Consider the following 18,712-nt stretch of genomic DNA (forward strand, 5'->3'; position numbering starts at 1 on the left):
TCTTGGAATATAAATATGACTTACCAGGTTCCTTTTTGCGGCATTTCCGTTATCTTTAATATCTAAATTGCAGAATCAATCTTACAAAATTCCAAGAATGCCATTAGTCAACCCACTAGACGCAAGTCACGATACTGAAACAGCAGCACTAGCCGATTTCTTCAACGAAACTTTGGGGTTTTGTCCTAATTCTGTACTGACCATGCAAAGACGTCCTGCGATATCCAAAGCTTTTATAAACCTTAATAAAGCTGTAATGGCAAATGAAGGTCGCGTCACCAGCGCATTGAAAAGAATGATCGCGTGGGTTTCTAGCAATGCTACGGGATGCAGGTACTGTCAAGCGCACGCTATAAGAGCGGCAGAACGTTATGGAGCAGCACAGGAACAACTAGACAACATCTGGGAATACCGTACACATCCAGCTTTCAACGAAGCAGAACGTGCTGCCCTAGATTTTTCTCTAGCAGCCAGCCAAGTGCCTAATGGTGTAGATCAAACTATAAAAAAACGTTTACACCAGTATTGGAATGAAGGAGAGGTAGTAGAGATGCTAGGAGTGATATCGCTTTTCGGTTACCTCAATAGATGGAACGACTCTATGGGTACCACCTTAGAAAATGATGCCATAGAGAGCGGTAATCACTATTTAGGGAAATATGGCTTTGAAGTGGGAAAGCATGTTTAATCAAAGGGACTTACTGTTTCACAAACTCTATCAGCTGATCTTTCCCATCAGTAGTGTGCTCAATAGAAATACCGCCTGCAGTTTTATAACCTATTCCTATAAAGTTAGTCGTTACTGCAAGATAACAACCTCCTTTACTCTTCTTTAAGGTTCCTATGATCATATCACCTCTGAAAATAGTGTAGCCATCAGAAGAGCTCATTAAAGAAAAAGAATGGTCTGTGGTTGTATAGTCCCTTTTAATTTGTGTTAATTCAAACGGCATCTCCACTGCCGCTGCATCTGTAACTTGACGATCCTTTACTTGCGTGTTAAATTCAGGGGCTTTTTCAGGTTGTTGAATTGGTGTTTTTTCTTTAATTATTGCTTGCTCCTCTACTACAGCTTTAGGCCTGTACTTATAATCTACCTCATCAAAAGAAGTTATCGCATCTCTTAGCGCTTCAAAATAGGCTTTATCATAGGATTTGGTTGTCCCTACTCCTTTTTTACTGGTAAAAACAACAGTACCTGTGCAATCCTCTAATTGCAAGACCATATACACTCGGGTGGTTCCTGATTTATCAATTTTTAATTGAAGAGTGTTACACGCTCCACGGTTCATGTCGTCTGGGAGTACTTCAGAATTTCTGAATGCTTTAAAGTTGTACTTTTTGAGCTCAAATACTATCAGCTCATTAAAGCTGTATTCATTAGCGTCATTTTGAAATTCGTATTGATTATTTACAATAATATATTTATACTGATTCCATTCTGCATCTTGTGCATTTGCAAACAGTATTGTTGTGATAGATAAAAGTAATAATAGGTATTTCATAAGGCTTGCGACTTGGGTTTTTAAGACTTCCCTAAAAACGATTCAGTTCCATTGATGTTGTCGGGAATTCTAATTACTTTTTCCTTAAAAGAATAAAGTTGCCGCCCCTCTTCCATCCGTTCGAAAGTGGAAAAATACAAATTAACTAAGGACTAAAGAGTCATTCTGGTATCAGAAATATCCTTAACATCTCTAAAAAATAAGTCTAATTTATCAACAAAACTTCGTAAAAATAGGCTGAACCACTACCTTTGAGACTTACACGCCATTCCAACCAATCTCATGAAAAAATTAGAACTCCTTAAAAAGTATTTCGGTTACGATAGTTTCCGACCATTGCAAGAACAAGTTATAGACGATGTTATTGCTGGTAAAGACCTCATGGTGGTCATGCCTACAGGCGGAGGGAAGTCTATGTGTTTCCAATTACCTTCCTTATTATTGGATGGCATTACCTTAGTCGTATCTCCATTAATCGCCTTGATGAAAGATCAAGTAGATGCGCTGCGAGCTAATGGTATCCCTGCTTCTTATTTTAACAGCTCACAAGACGCTACACAGCAACAAGAAATGCTAGAAGAACTGCGATCTGGAAGCTTAAAACTTGTATACGTAGCCCCAGAAAGTATAGGACTGCTCAACAATCATTTGCAAGAAATACCCGTTTCTTTGATTGCGGTAGATGAAGCGCACTGCATTTCTACATGGGGACATGATTTTAGACCCGCCTACACACAACTGGCTTATTTTAAAACTAGTTTTCCAGACGCAAATCTCATTGCACTTACAGCCACTGCAGACCGTGCCACAAGAGCCGATATTAAAAAACAACTGGGCATTCAAAATGCACAGGAATATGTCTCCTCTTTTGACCGACCTAATTTGACCTTAGAAGTACGACCAGGAAACAATCGCTTGCAGCAAATGCGGCGTTTTTTACAAAAGAACAAAGACGAATCTGGAATTATTTATTGTTTGAGTAGAAAAACTTGTGAATCCGTAGCCAGTAAAATTACTGCATACGGTTATGACGCAGCAGCCTACCATGCTGGCTTAAGCCATGAAGAACGAGTAAGTGTACAAGAAAAGTTCATTAAAGACGACCTTAAAATAGTTTGTGCGACAGTTGCCTTTGGTATGGGAATCGATAAATCCAATGTGCGCTTTGTCTTGCATTACAACATGCCTAAAAATATTGAAGGGTACTATCAAGAAATAGGTCGTGCTGGTCGTGATGGTATCGATTCTCATGCATTACTGTTTCATAGTTATGCTGACGTGATCCAACTGCGCAAGTTTGCTGAAGGAAGTGGAAACTCAGAAGTTCAAATTGCAAAGCTGGAACGCATGAAGCAATTTGCTGAAGCCTTAACTTGTAGAAGAAAGATGTTGCTTTCTTACTTTAATGAATATCTAGACGAAGACTGCGGTAATTGCGATGTTTGCCTCAATAAACCAGACTTTTTTGACGCTACGTTGTCCGCACAAAAAGCTTTGAGTGCGGTTATTAGAACTGGAGAAAAAGCATCTCTTAACCTACTCATAGATGTGTTGCGTGGAGCGCAAAATGCAGCGGTTATAGAAAGTGGGTTCCAGCAAATCAAAACCTATGGTGCTGGAAAAGAAATCTCTTGGAACGACTGGCAACAATATATTGTGCAAATGATCAATCAAGGACTGATAGAAATTGCTTTCCACGAATTCAATCATTTAAAGATGACTCCTCAAGGTAAAGAAGTGCTTTTTGATGGACGCAAAGTGTCACTCGCAGTGATTCCTAAACCTGAAGAACTGGCTGCCAAAAGAGCTCAAAAAACTCAAGAAGAATTACCTACCGAAGTCAATCGCGATCTTTATGAAGCATTGCGTAAAACTAGATTACAACTCGCTAACGCCGGTAATCTTGCTCCATATATGGTTTTTAGTGATGCAACACTAAAGGATATGGCTGCTAGAATCCCACTAGACGATAATGAATTTGCAGATATTACTGGTGTAGGAAGCCATAAGCACGATACGTATGGAGTACCGTTTCTTAAAATGATCTCTGAATTCAAAGATTGCCGTACCGATGATTTCGTCTATAGAGAGGAAATCGTAAAGCCTAAGAGCACCAAGAAAAAAGTATCTGGCCCTAAAAAGGATACGGTTATGGAAAGTGTCAAGCTTTTTTGGGATGGAAAAACGATCAAAGACATCTCTGAAATAAGAGGCTTTCAACCTTCAACTATTATGGCGCACCTGACTAAAAGGTATGAATCCCATAACGATATCGACTTAGAGAAATTGATCGACGGTAAAGATTACGACCTTATCGCAGCTGACTTTGAACAAATAAAAGATCAAGAAAGCCTCAAAATGGTTTTTGAGCATTTTGACGGTAAGATAGACTATGGATCACTGCGCATAGGACTTTCTTTATTAAAAGAAAAAATGGGGGTTTAACATCTAGCAGTAGGTTTTTTAACTAACGTGAGTTCGACCTAAGAGATTCCAATGTTAGGTAGCATATTTTGGATTTTCACTGATGGTTTTGAGTCTAAAAAAGAATAAGCTGTAAGACCAGCGATTAAATTTGCTATGAAATTATCAAAAGATCTGTGTCTTGAATGTTCTATATAACAAATGTTTTTAAGCACATCATTTATGGACTCTATTACAGCTCTTTTTCTTAAGATTACTCTGTCCATAAATTCTTGTTTTTTCTGCTTCATATTCTTTCTGAGTTTTGTCACTAGATGAATACCATCGGTAAATAGTTTATCAAAAAGATCCTTGCCTAGATAACCTTTATCACCATAGATTTTTCCAAACACCTTATCGTGGAAACTTTTGTCTTTTAGAGGCTGTCTATCATCTACATTTGCTTTAGTTATCAGAAAATCAAATAATTCGCCTTTATCATTAGCTATTAAATGTAGTTTGAAGCCGTAATACCAACCCATTGTTCCAAAGCTTTTCTCAACAATCCCCTTGAACACTTTATGTTGTTTCTCACGTTTGATATGAGATACTTTAAGAGGTGTAGAATCAATAAAAGATATACCAGTACACTTACCTAACCCTCTTAATTTAAGATAGACTGATAATGGTTGAATGACACGTTTTTGTAATTCAACAAATCGATTGTATGAAACTGTTTTTGGAAAGAAATCCTGCATGTGTTTGCATACATAAGTGGAATAAAATTCTTTAAGATTACGATAAGACTTTAAGTGAAAAAGCACCATCATAGTCATGACTTCACTATCAGACATTCTAAACTTTCTTTTACGTAATTTGAGCCTACGATCGGATATTATGCCTGCATTTTTAATAACAGCATCATAATCAATCATAAAATCGTCAATTTGACAATATATTTCAATAACTTTGTGGTCAGTGATCATGAAGGGTTTTTTTGCTTATTAATTTGGCTTTCAGACTATTAACATACAAATTATCTCTCTTTTTTACATCGTTATTTTCATTTTTATTACGTCGAACTCACGTTAAAAAGGTATTTCTATAAAGAATACCAACAGGAATAGTTGAAAGGTCACGCCTCAACAAAACATCAAAAATTAAAAAAAGGGAGCAGAATAAAATCTGATCCCTTCTTATGATTTAAAATTTTAAGCTGACTATTTTATTTAGCCTACAACAGGCTCATTCACCCAACTAAATTTGGCCGCCTCTTCAGGTATCTTAATACGTTGTGAAACGCGTTCCATACGAGCAGGAAGCTTCATTAAATAATCACGTGCTTTTTCTGCTTCTTCAGTAAGGTTGGTCATGTTAGCAATATCCCATTGTTCAATCAGCTTTTGCATGATATCTATATAGTCTTGAGCGGTGTAAACACCTATACGCTGTGCACTGTTTGAAAAGTCTTCAAAAGCTGCTCCTATAGACTGTCCTGATTCTCTAAGGAACATGGCTGGCATTACAATTTTGTGAACCATCATTTCCTTAAAAGCGATCATCATATTACTAGCGTCTACCTTAAAAATCTCAGTTACAAATGTACTGTAAGCTTTGTGGTGACGCATTTCATCTCCAGAGATGATGCGGCACATTTTAGATAGAGCTGTGTTTCCATAGCCACGTGCTAATTTTGCCACACGGTTGTGAGAAACATAAGTTGCAAGTTCCTGAAAAGTAGTATAAATGAAGTTCTTATAAGGATCGCGATCTGTACCTATATCAAAACCATCAGTAATCAAGTGATGGGTTGTAATTTCTACTTGACGCATATTCACGCGACCAGATAGGTACAAATATTTGTTGAGTGTATCACCATGACGGTTTTCTTCACCAGTCCACTGGCGTACCCATTTGGACCAACTATTTCCTTTTCCTTCGACTTGGTTAATACCTTCTACATCCATTAACCAAGATTCATAAGTAGGTAATGCTTCCTCAGTGATCGTATCCCCTACAAGTGCTACCCAAAAATCATAAGGCAGTTCTTTAGCTAGCTCTCTTAATTCTCGCACTTCTTCAAAAAAAGAGTCTTCTTGAGAATTAGGTAAAAAATCAGAGGGTTGCCAAATTTTATCTACTGGAATTAAGTATTCATCCATAAAAGATTCTACTTTGCTTTCCAGTGATTGCATCACCTCAATGCGTATATTTTTAAGTGGTTTATTCATGGGACATATTGTAATGTAAAGGTAGTCGTTTTGAAATTGTTCTCCTTTCGCGAAAGCGAAATTATTATCTAACTCTTAAACGCAGTGGAAGTAATGCTGTTGTGAACTACTTCTTGTGTTTCTAAAATTAACTCATCGTGATCTCTTCCTTGAATAGGAATAGGCTCGTGAATCCTAAGCTCTATTTTATTACCTATACCATAAGGAAACTTACCGTAACGGTCTATTTTCCAGCTATTGTTCACCGTCACCGGAACAACTACAGCATCTGGTACATATTTAAATATAGTTTTTAAACCGTTCGTCTGGAAAGGTTTAGGAACTCCCGTCCTGCTGCGAGTACCTTCTGCAAAAATCACCACGCTGCGTTTTTTTTCATGCACGTTTTTTGCAAATTTGATCAAAGCCATAATGGCTTGTTTGCGATCCTTACGATCTATAGAACAGTTTTCTCCTATTCTTAAATTTAAGGAGATACTAGGAATCCCTTTTGCCAGTTCTTTTTTAGCGATGAATTTTGCATGATAATGTCTAAGATAGTAAATTAATGGCGGAATATCAAACATGCTCTGGTGGTTGCACACAAAAATATAAGATGGGCCTGGGGGCAAATCAGTTTTATACGTAATATTAAAAGTATTGAACAAAGGTAATTGGGACTGCATTAAAAACCAGTTGAGAATATAAACGCTTTTACGGTGAGCATTATAGCCCCCTAGCTTATAAGAGATCATCTGTATAGGATGGAAAATAAGCAACAACAAAAAGAAAACGATGATGTGTATGACCGTTAACGGGTAAGAAATAATTTTTTGCATCCAGCAAAGGTAATTTGTTAGTTTACATGAAAGAACGAGATATTGCTAAATCGATATGCGTGCATAGTAATTTAGGGGTTAGGGAAGTTCAAATAAATAGTGCTTACCTAAATCAAAAAACTACCTGTACTAATTTCAACAAAAAATCCTGAGAAAATAAAAAGTGCTTTTATCTTAAGACAAAAGCACTTTACATTTTAAAACTAAAACTGATTAACAGTTCTCGTTGTAAGATTCTTTCAAGTTTTCAGCAATCATTTCAGCTGGTCTTCCTTCGATATGGTGGCGCTCTAACATGTGCACTAATTCACCGTTCTTGAACAAAGCCATACTAGGCGAGCTAGGTGGAAAAGGAATCATCGCTGCTCTCGCTGCATCTACTGCGTCGCGGTCTACTCCTGCAAAAACCGTCACGATATGATCTGGTTTTTTTGCATTATCTAAAGACATTTTTGCTCCTGGACGTGCATTTGCAGCAGCGCAACCACAAACTGAATTCACCACTACTAGAGTAGTTCCTGCTTTGCTTAGTGCTTCTTTTACGTCGTTTTCTGTATATAAGTGTTCAAATCCCGCGGTGCCTAAATCGTCACGCATCGGTTGAACTAATTCTGCTGGGTACATAATATAAATTTTTTACAAAGGTAAAGACTTCTAAGCCTTTATAAAACAACTGTGTTATCATTTAAGTTTATTATAAGAATGGTTAATTGAATAGTACGCTGCCATAGTATGAAGAATAGAGAAAATACGATCAAAAACCCATAAAAATTATAAATTAAACTTTAAGCATTATCCATTCGAATCACCTAACAACCTATCCATTTACAAATGTTTAGTACCTTTAAGGCTTTCTATTTAATGTTTGATTATGGCAACCAAAAGAAAATGTCCTGAATGTGATGAAGAAGTGCGTGGCAGAGCCGATAAGGTTTACTGCAGTGACTACTGTCGTAATGTAGCAAACAACAAACTGAACAGAGATACCAATGCTTTAATGCGCAATATTAATAATAGGTTGCGTAAAAACCATCGCGTTTTGCAAATGCTCAATCCTAAAGATAAAACTAAAGTAAGTAGAAATAAGCTACTTGCTAGCGGCTTTGACTTTACTTTCTTTACCAGTATTTACACCACTAAAAAAGGGACCGTTTATTACTTTGTTTACGATCAGGGCTACCTGGCCATGGAAGACGATTATTACCTGATTGTAAAGAGAGATTAATAATTCAATAAACTGATAACACCTGCGTTATTAAATCCTATTAAACCCAGTTCCTGAATGAAATTTACTTCAAATAAAAATATCTATAGATGGATCATGATTGTCGTAGCGGTAATGATTACCTCCTTAATTTTATGGAACACGTATGATTTTTTCCAGCAATTAAAGGAGAATGAACGTAAAAACATTCAGGAATTTGGAATCTCTCAAAAGGATCTTGCTAATCAAGGATTGGGTGCAGATTTAGGAGAATTAGGCTTTACTGTAGCTAGTAATACCACCACAGTACCTATGATTGTAATTGATTATAAAGGAGGAATAGAGACACGTAACCTCCCTGAAAACATAAGGGATGACCAACAAAAGATAAAAGAGTTAATTGAAATTTACAAACAGGAAAACGACCCTATTGTAACTCAATTTGAAGGCAAGCCCTTCAGCACTATATACTACGGTAATAGTGACATAATAACAAAGACCAAATATTATCCTATGGCTTTGGTCATTATTATGTTATTGTTCTTTTTTGTTATTTGGTTTTTTTATAGGTCCAACAAAGCAGGCGAGCAAAACAAACTTTGGGCTGGTATGGCTAAAGAAAGTGCTCATCAAATAGGAACGCCACTTTCTTCTCTTGTAGGCTGGACTACCATTTTAAAAGAAACTAATGTTGACCCATCCTATATCGTTGAAATGGAAAAAGACATCAACCGTCTTAAAATGATTACTGATCGATTTTCTAAAATCGGTTCCATCCCAAAACTCATCGAAGTAGATATAGTAGATCAAACTCAAAAAGCAACTGATTACATTGCAAATAGGTCTTCAAAACTGGTCAAATTTGAAATCGATCTACCCGATCAACCTATACAAGTCAAGTTAAATGAACCCCTATTTGAATGGGTGATAGAAAACCTCATTAAAAACGGTATTGATGCAATGAAAGGAAAAGGAACGATTTCCATATACCTTAAAGCAGATGTATACAACGTTTTTATCCAAATAAAGGACACTGGTAAAGGAATTCCAAAAAGGCAATGGAATCAAGTTTTCAAACCTGGCTTTACAACAAAAAGAAGAGGTTGGGGTCTAGGATTGTCTCTAGCCAAACGTATTATCAAAGATTACCACAATGGTAAAATACGTGTTATAGAAAGTAAAAAGGACCAAGGAACTACCTTTGAGATCACATTAAATAAAATCTAGAAATCTGCCGCATTATGAAAACAGTAAAAGAACTGTTTAAAGAGCAGCCGCTGCTACAAAATGAACCAGCAGTCCAAGAACTTATTGCACCATACGAAAAACTCTGTGATGATCTTATAGAAAGAGGTCAAATGGCTGAGATGAGCAAAGAAAAACCACTTAAAGAACTTATCGTCCAGATGCTTTATGCCATAAATGATGAAATCAAAAAGGACGAAGAATCCGTGCGATTTAAAGAAATACCACGAGTAGATTTTAAAGTAGCCGTAAACAACCTGGAAACTTATATTTACACCTATTTAAAAGATTATAATATTAGGATCAACTAGGTTCTAGGTAAAGTAACAGTAAATATTGTTCCTTCTCCGTAACTAGTTTTCATATGAATGGTACCCTTAAAATTTTCTACGATTTGTTTCACCATGGCAAGACCTAATCCCATACCGCTGTTTTTTGTAGTAAACTTAGGTTCAAATATTTTCTTTTCATGATCTGCAAACACACCAGTTCCTTTATCTGATACGGTGAGATAAATCTTCTTCTCATCATGTTTAACAGAAACTACAATTTTATTTTCACGATCTGGATGACTGGCCTGGATCGCATTTTTAACCAAGTTAGTCACCACACGTATCAACTGGGTTCTATCAAATACCGCTTTCAAGGAATCGGCATCTTCTGTGTAATAAATATTAGACTCATTAAAAATATCCAGTGCCAACTGAGTAACCATACACACATCAGTTTCCTCATTTTTTTGTGCAGGCATAGTCGCATAGGTAGAAAAAGCGCTTGATATATTGCTCATTACATCGATTTGCTCGATTAAAGAGTTGGAGTATTCATTAAGTTTTTCTTTGGACTCCGGGTCAGTTGGATCAAATCTTCTTTGAAAGCTTTGAACGGTAAGTCTCATGGGCGTGAGCGGATTTTTAATCTCGTGTGCCACTTGTTTTGCCATTTCTCTCCATGCTTGTTCCCTTTCACTGGTAGCGAGTTTTACGGCACTTTCTTCTAGCTCATCTACCATTTTATTATAGGACTCTACGAGCGTATTAATTTCTTCTGTCCCTTTATGATCTATTTCTAATTTGCGATTGCGTTTTGATATATCCAGCTGTTTTAAATTATCAGATATACTTCTAATAGATCTGGTAATATACCTTGCTAAGAAATAACCGAGTACAATCGAAATGAAAAACATCAAGGCATAAACTAAGCCGAGTCTTTTTAAAAACTCCTCAAGTTCATAGCTCATAAAGTCGTCGTTCTCAATATAAGGAAGATTGAGAATGGCTATGTTTTTAAATTGATTATCTGTTAGATAGGAATAACTGGATCGATAACTTTGCCCATCCGTTTCAAACTTCTCTACATAACGGCCATCTTCAGAATCTCTTAATTTTTTTAAAATACGGTTAGAGATCTGAATGTGTAGGCTATCGCTTACAAATTGTGCTTTAGAACTTTTTCTGAGACGTCCTTGAAGGTCATGCATATAAATGGGCATCTCATGGACGGCACTTAATCCATAAATTTCATCTTTGAAAATATTTTTAAGGTTGTCTGTGGTGACCTCAAAATCTGTTTTTTCAATGACGTAGGATATATTTTCTTTAATCGCCTGTTCTTTACGAAACAGTCTTTTTTCATGATAATCTTTGGCTTGTTCTTGAAATTGATAGATGGACATTCCGGCAATCAGGACACTCGCAATAATGGTGAGCACCATCATGGAAAAAAAGATGCGATTTCTAAGGCTATTTGTATACAATCTCATTAAAGTAAAAATAACAATAATTAAGCCACTTGTAACTTCAAGCGGTGGTTTAAAGATTCCTTTGCTAAATTATTCTGATTTTGCATCAAATCGAGCTCAACATCACCTCCTAGTTACTCTAAAAAAAATAAAAGCAGTCCCGAATTCCTACTATCAGACTATAAAAACTGGCTATGGAGTCTGAAGGTAAATCAATAACTTTGCCATATGAAAATAGATAATCTCGAGCAAGGATATTACGGTATTGGAATTATGAATGGCAAGACTCCAGAAAATCTAGGCGTTTTATGGCGTACAGCTCAAAATCTAGGAGCTAATTTTATCTTTACGATTGGGAAGCGCTATGCAAAACAAGCCTGCGACACCCATAATGCAGTAGGTGCTATTCCATATTTTCACTACAAAAGCTTTGATGATTTTTACACTCATTTACCTAAAGGCGCTATGATCGTAGGTATCGAATTAACTGATACTGCAATGCCGCTAGAAGAGTTTAAGCACCCACGTAATTGCGTCTATTTACTAGGTGCAGAAGATCATGGACTCACTAATGAGGCGCTAGCAAAATCGCAACATATTATTAAATTCCATACTCCTAAGAGCCTTAACGTAGCTGTTGCGGGCAGCATCATCATGTATGATAGAAGCGTAAAAGGAACCAGTATTTATCTGGATGGGAAAGCAGTATAATCGGAATCATTTGTTAGATTATTTTAATATATACTGATTATTAAAAGTGTAAGTTCAAAAACATAAAATATTTATTTTTTCTTTTAACAATTACAATTTATTATAATGAAACAAGGAACTGTAAAAATATTTTAATGAGTCTAAGGGATTTGGATTCATTACTGAAGAAGGAACAAATCAAGAATGCTTCGTTCATATTACTGGACTTATCGATGAGATAAGGGAAGGTGATCTAGTAGAATATGAAGAAACAGAAGGTAAAAAAGGGGTGAACGCTGTAAATGTAAGAGAAGTTCAATAACTTAGTTTTATATTTGTCAAGCATAAAATCCCATTTCAGTAATATGAAGTGGGATTTTTATTTAAAATAGTAAGATGGATAAAAAAATAAGCTACTACAGAGAATCGGGAAGCTACCATGCTCCTAGCCTTTTCATAAGTGTGGTCTTCTTAATCTTCTTATCGCTCTTGTTAGCATATCTTTATAATGCTATAACCATAGTGATGCCTATTATTTACATTAATGTATTGTTAGTATTTGGGCTGGGAATAGTTTTAGGGTATTCTATTCTTGTGTTGTGTAAATTAAGTAAGGTTGGTAACTATAAAATAAGAATAGGCCTCGCTCTTCTTATTGGAATTCTCACACTGTACTTTCAGTGGTCTGCTTATTTAGGATATCTTATCAATGAGGGTTTACCTAGTCTAAAGTCGTATATACGCACTTTGGGATGGATATTCTATGATTCTATAGAAAAAGAAGTTATCGTAGAATTATACCATTACGGCGCTTATGAAGTTTTTAATACCCAAGTAACGGATTATGCTCTATTATTTATATGGTTCCTAGAGGCGGCAATTATAATTGCGATCCCAATTCTTGCAGTTTTTAGGTATGTGCCTTTACCTATTTCCGACACTTACAACAAATTCTATGATCAGTATACAATAGAGAAAGACTTTAGATCTTTAGGATCTGGAGAGCTTACTGCCTATAGAATTCATACTGGTCCAGCTGTTGCCCTACAAGAACTTGAAGGTGGCAAAGCAAATAGACATAGCAAGATCAAAATATATTATTTACCTCAAGAGAGTAAGCAATACCTAAAGGCTGAAAATATTTCTGTACAGCGCAGGAATGAAAGTAAGACGGAAGTAGATGTAATCATCAAATATTTAGAGCTTTCAACACCTCATGCAAAGGAATTACTTGAAACATTTAGGCACAGGAAAGATGGTTTTCAATTGTTGTAAATCTGAATTTAGGGCATAAAAAAACCGTCTAAGCTGAGCTTAGACGGTTTTTTGTAATTAAATCAGATGTCAATTATTTTACACCTAACTCTGCTTTTACGTCTTTAGTAAGATCATAACCGTCAGCCATGATGATACCTGTTCCTGTGGTAGAATCTAATACATAATCAAAACCTTTTTCACGAGCTACTTTAAATATAGCTTCTCTTACTTGTTTGTAAAGAGGCTTTAATAGGTCGGTTCTTTTCTGACCCATAGCTTTTTGTGAGTTTTGATAATACTCTTCTAACTTCTTCTGACCTTCTGCAAGCTCGGCAAGTATTCTTTCGTTTTCTTCCTGAGTTCTTTGTGGAGCAGCTTCTTGTGCAGTCTGATATCTCGTCTTCAATTCTTTATCCATCGCTGTCAACTTAGTTTCGTAAGTTTTTGCAAGGTTTCTCAACTGCTTGTCAGCTGCGATAGCGCTAGGCATCGATTCTACTAACTCTTGAGAAGCTACGTGACATAACTTTGTAGGTTGTGCATCTTGTGCCTGACCTAGCTGGATACCTGCAAAGATGAATGTGATTACTGCTATTAGGGTTTTTACTTGTTTCATTTTTATATAATTGTTATCAATTTTTTTTTAAATTCTGTATTAAATCGGGTGCAAATATAAGGAGTTCCTATATTATTCACCGTCAGGTGAGCTTTTCTTATTGTTTTCTGCTTTTCTAGCTTCTGCTTCTTCTTTTCTTTTTGCTACTGCGGCGGCTCTAACCTCAATAATACTGTCTCTCCTTTGCTTGCGGTCTTCCAGCATTTTATCTCTACGCTCTTTATATTCAGCAGCTTTTACAGCTCTCGTTGAGTCCCGTATTCTTTTTTGTTCATTGCGGGCTGCATCACGATCAGAAATAACTTGTTGCATTTCTTCTTTTTTGTCTTCTCTAGCTTGTTCTTTTTCTTCCTTTTGCTCTGCTTCTTGTACAGATAAGTATGGCTCAGCTTTATCCTCTTGTTTCTGATCTGCCTCTCTTTTCTTCCCTGCTCTTCCTATTGCTCTTAAAACTTGATCACTCAAGTCGTGACGCTCTGCGCTATACAAAAGTGCAATATCAGAACTATCTACTAAAAAATCATATTTTCTTTGCTTTCCTATTTTTTGAATTTCATTAAAAACTTGATCTTGTACTGGCTGTATTAATTGTTGTTTTTGTAACAAAAAGTCGCCTTGTGCTCCAAATCTTTTTTGTTGATATTCTGCAAGTTCCTGTTCTTTTAGGGCAATATCTTCTTCTTTTTCTTCAATAAGCTCTTTGGTAAGAAGGACTTGCTCATTTTGAAGAGAGGCTTTCATTCGAGAAATTTCATTTGCCATTTGATCAATCTCTCCTTTCCACTTTTGCATTTTTTGCTCCAGTTGTTTTGAAGCCTCTTGATACTCTGGTACACTTTCAAGAATATACTCCATGTCTATGTACCCTACCCTTGCTCCTCTTTGCGCTTTCGCGAAAGCGAGACTAAAAAAGGCTGCTATACTGATAATTAAAATCCTATTTTTCATAAGCTTATTATTAAGAGAAATAATCGTGCCATACTTAAAATTGTTGACCGATTATAAAGTGAACGTTCCAACCACTAGGATCATTGCTCACTGCGTTAGGAACGCTATCAAATCCGTAACCAAAATCTACTCCTAGAAGACCGAATGCCGGCATAAATATACGTAATCCTACTCCGGCAGATCTCTGTACATCAAAAGGATTATAACTTCTAAAGCGATCATAAGAACCCGCAGCCTCTGCAAAACTAAGTATGTAAATAGAAGCGGCTTGCTCTAAAGAGATCGGGTAACGCAACTCCATAGAGAATTTGTTGTAAACGGTATCACCATCTGCACTATTCGTAAGCGCACTGTTATCATAACCACGCATTCTAATAATATCACGACCATCTAATGAAAATGCTCCTAGACCATCACCCCCCACAAAAAATCTTTCAAATGGAACCAGTCCTCGATCATTGTTATAAGCCCCTAAGAAACCGAACTCTGTCTTGGTCTGTAAGATTAATTTTTCATAAAGTTGTGTGTACCAAGTTCCTTCAAATTTAATCTTGTAATATTCTAAGAATTTAAATTTTTCTTGATCTATCTTACCTCGATCTGCTATACCGTTGGTTTGAAATTCAGGGTTGTCCTCTAGGTTAGCATAATCTACTCCATTCCAAACAGAATAGGGTAGTGTCATCTTTGCAGTTAGTGAAAAGGAGGAACCATAAGTAGGAAAAATAGGATTCACCCCTACATTATTACGACTCAATCCTAATGTATAAGCTAAGTTATTAGAAAACCCATTAGGGAAATTAAATAAATTGGTTTGGTAATTCTTCAGGTTGTAATGTTGGAAAGAAAGCGCCTGAGAGAATTGAAAATATTGATCTGGCCATTCCAGTCTTTTGGCAAGACCTACAGTCCCTCCTGTAATTAAGAAACGCTGATTTCTATCTACTTCTCTAAAGTTTTGCTGGTTCACACGGTATTGCTCACTGTGTGAAAAGGAGACGTTGAAGGATACTGGTTTTTTACCTCCTAACCATGGCTCCGTAAAATTAAGACTGTAGGTTCTAAAGATGGTACTGGCTTGGGCTCTTACCGCAAGTGTCTGACCATCTCCCATAGGAACTGGCTCGTAGGCTTTTGCCTTAAATAGATTCCTTAACGAGAAGTTATTGAATCGCAACCCTAAGGTACCTACAAATCCACCACCACCATAACCACCTTGTAACTCTATCTGACTAGCGCCTGCTTCTACAAGTTCATAGTCTACATCTACAGTGCCCTCTTCTTGGTTCACATTAGTCAACTGTGGATTGATTTTCTGGGCATCAAAGAAACCTAACTGGCCTAATTCTCTAATGGAATTGATAATCTTCTGACGAGAGTATTTTTCTCCTGGAGAAGTTCTAATTGCTCTATAGATAACGTGATCGTTAGTCCTTGTATTACCGCTTACGCTAATATTATTAAAGTAAGCTTCTTTACCTTCTACAATTCTAATTTCAAAATCAATAGTATCATTTTGAACACGAGTTTCTACTGCGTTTACACTAGAGAAGAGGTAACCACTATTTTGATATAGGTTAGTCAAATCCTCAGAATCCGGATCTTCTGGATTGCTTATACGTTCATCAAAGGCAACACCATTATAGACATCTCCTTTTTCAATTTTAAGCAATCGCTTTAATTGTTCATTAGTGTATACCGTATTCCCTATAAACTTAATATCACCAAAGTAATACTTACTTCCTTCCTCTACCTCTATATTAAGGGCTATAGTTTTTTCGTTCTTCCTTGTTAATGTATCAGAAATAACCCGGGCATCACGATAACCGTTCTCTTTGTATTTATCGACAACAGAGAGCAAGTCTTCTTGAAAATCTTCTTCTACGTATTTAGATCTTTTAAAGACCCTTAAAAAGAACTTCTTCTTAGTATTAGACATCGCACCTCGCAGCTCCTTATCTTTAAGTTGCTCATTACCATCAAATGTGATGTTAGAAATTTTCACCTTATTACCTCTATCAATATCGATTTTCATGTTCACGATATTACTCCCAGCAGTGTCTTCTACCGTACGGGTTTTCACCTTAGCATCTGCATAAAGGAATCCTTTTTTACGGTACTTATCTTCTATAAAAGATCTCGTAGTGGTTACTAAGTTTTCTGTTGCTTTTCTACCTTTAGTAAGCTTTAACTCATTCTTGAGGTCTTTGATCTTACCTTTACGTAGTCCTTCTATGGTAACTTCATTAAGGTTAGGCACCTCAATAATGTTTATTTCTAGGTTGATCGTATCGATAATGTCGTCATTTGGATCACCAATAATATCTGTAGCAAAAATTCTAATGTCGCTGAATAACTTCAGGTCCCACATTTTTTTCACCACTTGACTCAAACGTTCTCCAGGAACATATACTTCTTCTCCTTTACGCAAGCCTGTAAAAGCGATAACCGTATTCTCGTTATAAGTCTGGCTTCCGGCCACCGTAATCTCACCAATTTTATATTTGGTGGCATCACCTATGGCAAGGTCACCTCTCTTATCCTGAGCGTATGTCGCCGTACTTAAAAATAAGCAGGTTACTATTAGTAGCGAGTTTGCTAACTTTTTAATCATTCTATAATTGTTCACTTGTTTTACCAAACCTTCTTTCTCTATCTTGATAATTATGTATAGCTTCTACCAGATGTTCTTTTCTAAAATCTGGCCATAGCACTTCTGTAAAATATAATTCTGCATAAGCGATTTGCCATAAAAGGAAATTGCTTATTCTTTGTTCTCCACTGGTACGTATCAACAAATCTACATCTGGCATATAGCTCGTATATAAATGCTTATTGATGATATCTGTATCAATCTGTTCTATTTCTAAGGTGCCTTCCTTTACCTGACTGGCCACATTTTTAATCACTGTAATTAATTCTTCTCTAGATCCATAACTTAAGGCTAGAGTTAAATTCATTCTTTTATTATCCTTAGTAGCTTCAATTACTTCTGCTAGTTCTCTTTGAGCTGTTTTAGGTAAAAGTTCTAATACCCCTACGGCCTTAAGAGAGATATTATTCTTTTGCAATGTGGGTAGTTCCTTTTTAAGGCTAGAAACCAGCAACCTCATCAACGTATCGATTTCTAACTTGGGTCTTTTCCAGTTTTCTGTACTAAAAGCATATAAAGTCAAATGCTCTACACCTAACTCTGCACAAGTCTCTACGGTCTGACGTACTGCCCTAGCTCCTTTCTCATGACCGCGCACTCTCATCAAACCCTGCTTTTTAGCCCACCTACCGTTACCATCCATGATAACTGCAATGTGCTTAGGGATTCTAGTATGATCGAGTAGTTCTGGTGCCATACTTAAAAGTTACAATAACAAGGTTTACGACCGAAAGCATAAGTAAGAGTCACTCCACTAAATACGTACCAGTCATTATTATTGACATTACCAAATCTTAAATTATCAAAATCTTTACTTCTCACTGGGTTACTTCCATCTAAATTATCGGTAAAAGTATATCTAGCGCCTATCTCTGCGGCGAGTATCAATTTAGGGGTAATATTTGTCTTTACTCCAAAAATTATAGGGATCGCAATATCTGTAGTTTCACCGTATGCCTCCAACTGATTTGTGTTATTTAGTGCAAACAAGTCATAATGAAAGGCAGTAAGTCCTGTGTATAAATACGGAACAATCTGTGGCCTACCAGAGTACAATTCCCATTCCCAGAAGGTGTATTCTACTCCTATACTAGCTTCTATCATGGAGTAATTGTATTTCAATCCTCTTAGATCTCTAGAGATGTCGTCACTATCATTATCATCACCTACCATATTTGCAGAAATCACACTAGCTCTAAAACTATGTCTAGGACTGCGGTTCCACTTAAAAACACCTCCTATGGCGACATCTGTAAACTGTATGTATTGTGTACTTCCTACATCACCTATTACATTTGAGGTACCTGCAAAAATACCGACCTCATAGGTTTGCGCTTTCGCGAAAGCGAAACTAAAAAAAACAATTAAAATGAATAGTGACCGCATGGAAATTTTAAAACG

18 protein-coding genes and 1 pseudogene are annotated in these 18,712 nt (G+C 36.5%); 8 read left to right on the forward strand and 11 right to left on the reverse strand.

Annotation, left to right across the window (positions count from 1 at the left end; translation table 11 throughout):
* The first annotated feature begins 97 nt into the window (after positions 1-97).
* A complete protein-coding gene (locus F0365_RS03980; protein WP_169932504.1) occupies positions 98-688 on the forward strand; it encodes a carboxymuconolactone decarboxylase family protein in 591 nt (196 codons plus the stop codon).
* Positions 689-698: 10 nt separating this feature from the next.
* Here F0365_RS03980 and F0365_RS03985 read toward each other — a convergent pair whose 3' ends face one another.
* Positions 699-1,505: a hypothetical protein gene (locus F0365_RS03985; protein ID WP_169932505.1), complete on the reverse strand. Its 807-nt coding sequence runs from the start codon at positions 1,503-1,505 to the stop codon at positions 699-701.
* 282 nt (positions 1,506-1,787) lie between these two features.
* On the opposite strand from F0365_RS03985, the gene recQ reads away from it, so the two are divergent.
* Positions 1,788-3,950, forward strand: a complete 2,163-nt coding sequence (gene recQ, locus F0365_RS03990) for a DNA helicase RecQ (RefSeq protein ID WP_169932506.1) — start codon at positions 1,788-1,790, stop codon at positions 3,948-3,950.
* A gap of 38 nt (positions 3,951-3,988) precedes the next feature.
* On the opposite strand, the gene F0365_RS03995 is transcribed toward recQ, so the two are convergent.
* From F0365_RS03995 to F0365_RS04010, 4 genes are all read right to left on the reverse strand, one after another.
* Complete coding sequence (locus tag F0365_RS03995; protein ID WP_169932507.1) at positions 3,989-4,894, reverse strand: IS982 family transposase; 906 nt, start codon at positions 4,892-4,894, stop codon at positions 3,989-3,991.
* Between the two features lie 243 nt (positions 4,895-5,137).
* Positions 5,138-6,139 (reverse strand): acyl-ACP desaturase, encoded by a 1,002-nt coding sequence (locus F0365_RS04000; RefSeq protein WP_169932508.1) that lies wholly within the window; start codon positions 6,137-6,139, stop codon positions 5,138-5,140.
* Positions 6,140-6,207: 68 nt separating this feature from the next.
* Positions 6,208-6,957, reverse strand: coding sequence for a lysophospholipid acyltransferase family protein (locus F0365_RS04005; RefSeq protein WP_169932509.1), 750 nt, complete (start codon positions 6,955-6,957; stop codon positions 6,208-6,210).
* 213 nt (positions 6,958-7,170) lie between these two features.
* On the reverse strand, positions 7,171-7,581 hold the full coding sequence (locus F0365_RS04010) for a BrxA/BrxB family bacilliredoxin (RefSeq protein ID WP_169932510.1): 411 nt from the start codon (positions 7,579-7,581) through the stop codon (positions 7,171-7,173).
* 247 nt (positions 7,582-7,828) lie between these two features.
* On the opposite strand from F0365_RS04010, the gene F0365_RS04015 reads away from it, so the two are divergent.
* The 3 genes from F0365_RS04015 to F0365_RS04025 are packed head-to-tail and all read left to right on the forward strand — an operon-like array spanning position 7,829 to position 9,717.
* Complete coding sequence (locus F0365_RS04015) at positions 7,829-8,182, forward strand: hypothetical protein (RefSeq protein WP_169932511.1); 354 nt, start codon at positions 7,829-7,831, stop codon at positions 8,180-8,182.
* Positions 8,183-8,239: 57 nt separating this feature from the next.
* The gene (locus F0365_RS04020) at positions 8,240-9,388 is read left to right on the forward strand and encodes a sensor histidine kinase (protein WP_169932512.1); all 1,149 of its coding nucleotides are present in this window, start codon (positions 8,240-8,242) and stop codon (positions 9,386-9,388) included.
* Between the two features lie 14 nt (positions 9,389-9,402).
* A complete protein-coding gene (locus tag F0365_RS04025; protein ID WP_169932513.1) occupies positions 9,403-9,717 on the forward strand; it encodes a hypothetical protein in 315 nt (104 codons plus the stop codon).
* Here the strand turns inward: F0365_RS04025 and F0365_RS04030 are convergent.
* Positions 9,714-11,168, reverse strand: a complete 1,455-nt coding sequence (locus tag F0365_RS04030; protein ID WP_240961883.1) for a sensor histidine kinase — start codon at positions 11,166-11,168, stop codon at positions 9,714-9,716. The genes F0365_RS04025 and F0365_RS04030 overlap by 4 nt on opposite strands.
* Positions 11,169-11,375: 207 nt before the next feature.
* On the opposite strand from F0365_RS04030, the gene F0365_RS04035 reads away from it, so the two are divergent.
* From F0365_RS04035 to F0365_RS04045, 3 genes and pseudogenes are all read left to right on the forward strand, one after another.
* Entirely contained in the window at positions 11,376-11,858 is a 483-nt protein-coding gene (locus F0365_RS04035) for an RNA methyltransferase (RefSeq protein WP_169932514.1), read from the forward strand.
* A gap of 105 nt (positions 11,859-11,963) precedes the next feature.
* A pseudogene (locus tag F0365_RS04040) lies at positions 11,964-12,159 on the forward strand (cold-shock protein).
* 74 nt (positions 12,160-12,233) lie between these two features.
* Positions 12,234-13,112, forward strand: a complete 879-nt coding sequence (locus tag F0365_RS04045) for a hypothetical protein (RefSeq protein ID WP_169932515.1) — start codon at positions 12,234-12,236, stop codon at positions 13,110-13,112.
* Positions 13,113-13,185: 73 nt separating this feature from the next.
* Here the strand turns inward: F0365_RS04045 and F0365_RS04050 are convergent, their stop codons facing one another.
* From F0365_RS04050 to F0365_RS04070, 5 genes are all read right to left on the reverse strand, one after another.
* Positions 13,186-13,710 (reverse strand): OmpH family outer membrane protein, encoded by a 525-nt coding sequence (locus F0365_RS04050; protein WP_169932516.1) that lies wholly within the window; start codon positions 13,708-13,710, stop codon positions 13,186-13,188.
* 72 nt (positions 13,711-13,782) lie between these two features.
* Positions 13,783-14,658: an OmpH family outer membrane protein gene (locus F0365_RS04055; RefSeq protein ID WP_169932517.1), complete on the reverse strand. Its 876-nt coding sequence runs from the start codon at positions 14,656-14,658 to the stop codon at positions 13,783-13,785.
* A gap of 34 nt (positions 14,659-14,692) precedes the next feature.
* The gene (gene bamA, locus F0365_RS04060) at positions 14,693-17,272 is read right to left on the reverse strand and encodes an outer membrane protein assembly factor BamA (protein ID WP_169932518.1); all 2,580 of its coding nucleotides are present in this window, start codon (positions 17,270-17,272) and stop codon (positions 14,693-14,695) included.
* A 1-nt stretch (position 17,273) separates the two neighbouring features.
* A complete protein-coding gene (locus F0365_RS04065; RefSeq protein ID WP_169932519.1) occupies positions 17,274-18,008 on the reverse strand; it encodes an isoprenyl transferase in 735 nt (244 codons plus the stop codon).
* 2 nt (positions 18,009-18,010) lie between these two features.
* Positions 18,011-18,697, reverse strand: coding sequence for a DUF6089 family protein (locus tag F0365_RS04070; protein WP_169932520.1), 687 nt, complete (start codon positions 18,695-18,697; stop codon positions 18,011-18,013).
* Positions 18,698-18,712: the final 15 nt, after the last annotated feature.

The sequence above is a fragment of the Nonlabens sp. Ci31 genome (assembly GCF_012974865.1).
Taxonomy (GTDB): domain Bacteria; phylum Bacteroidota; class Bacteroidia; order Flavobacteriales; family Flavobacteriaceae; genus Nonlabens.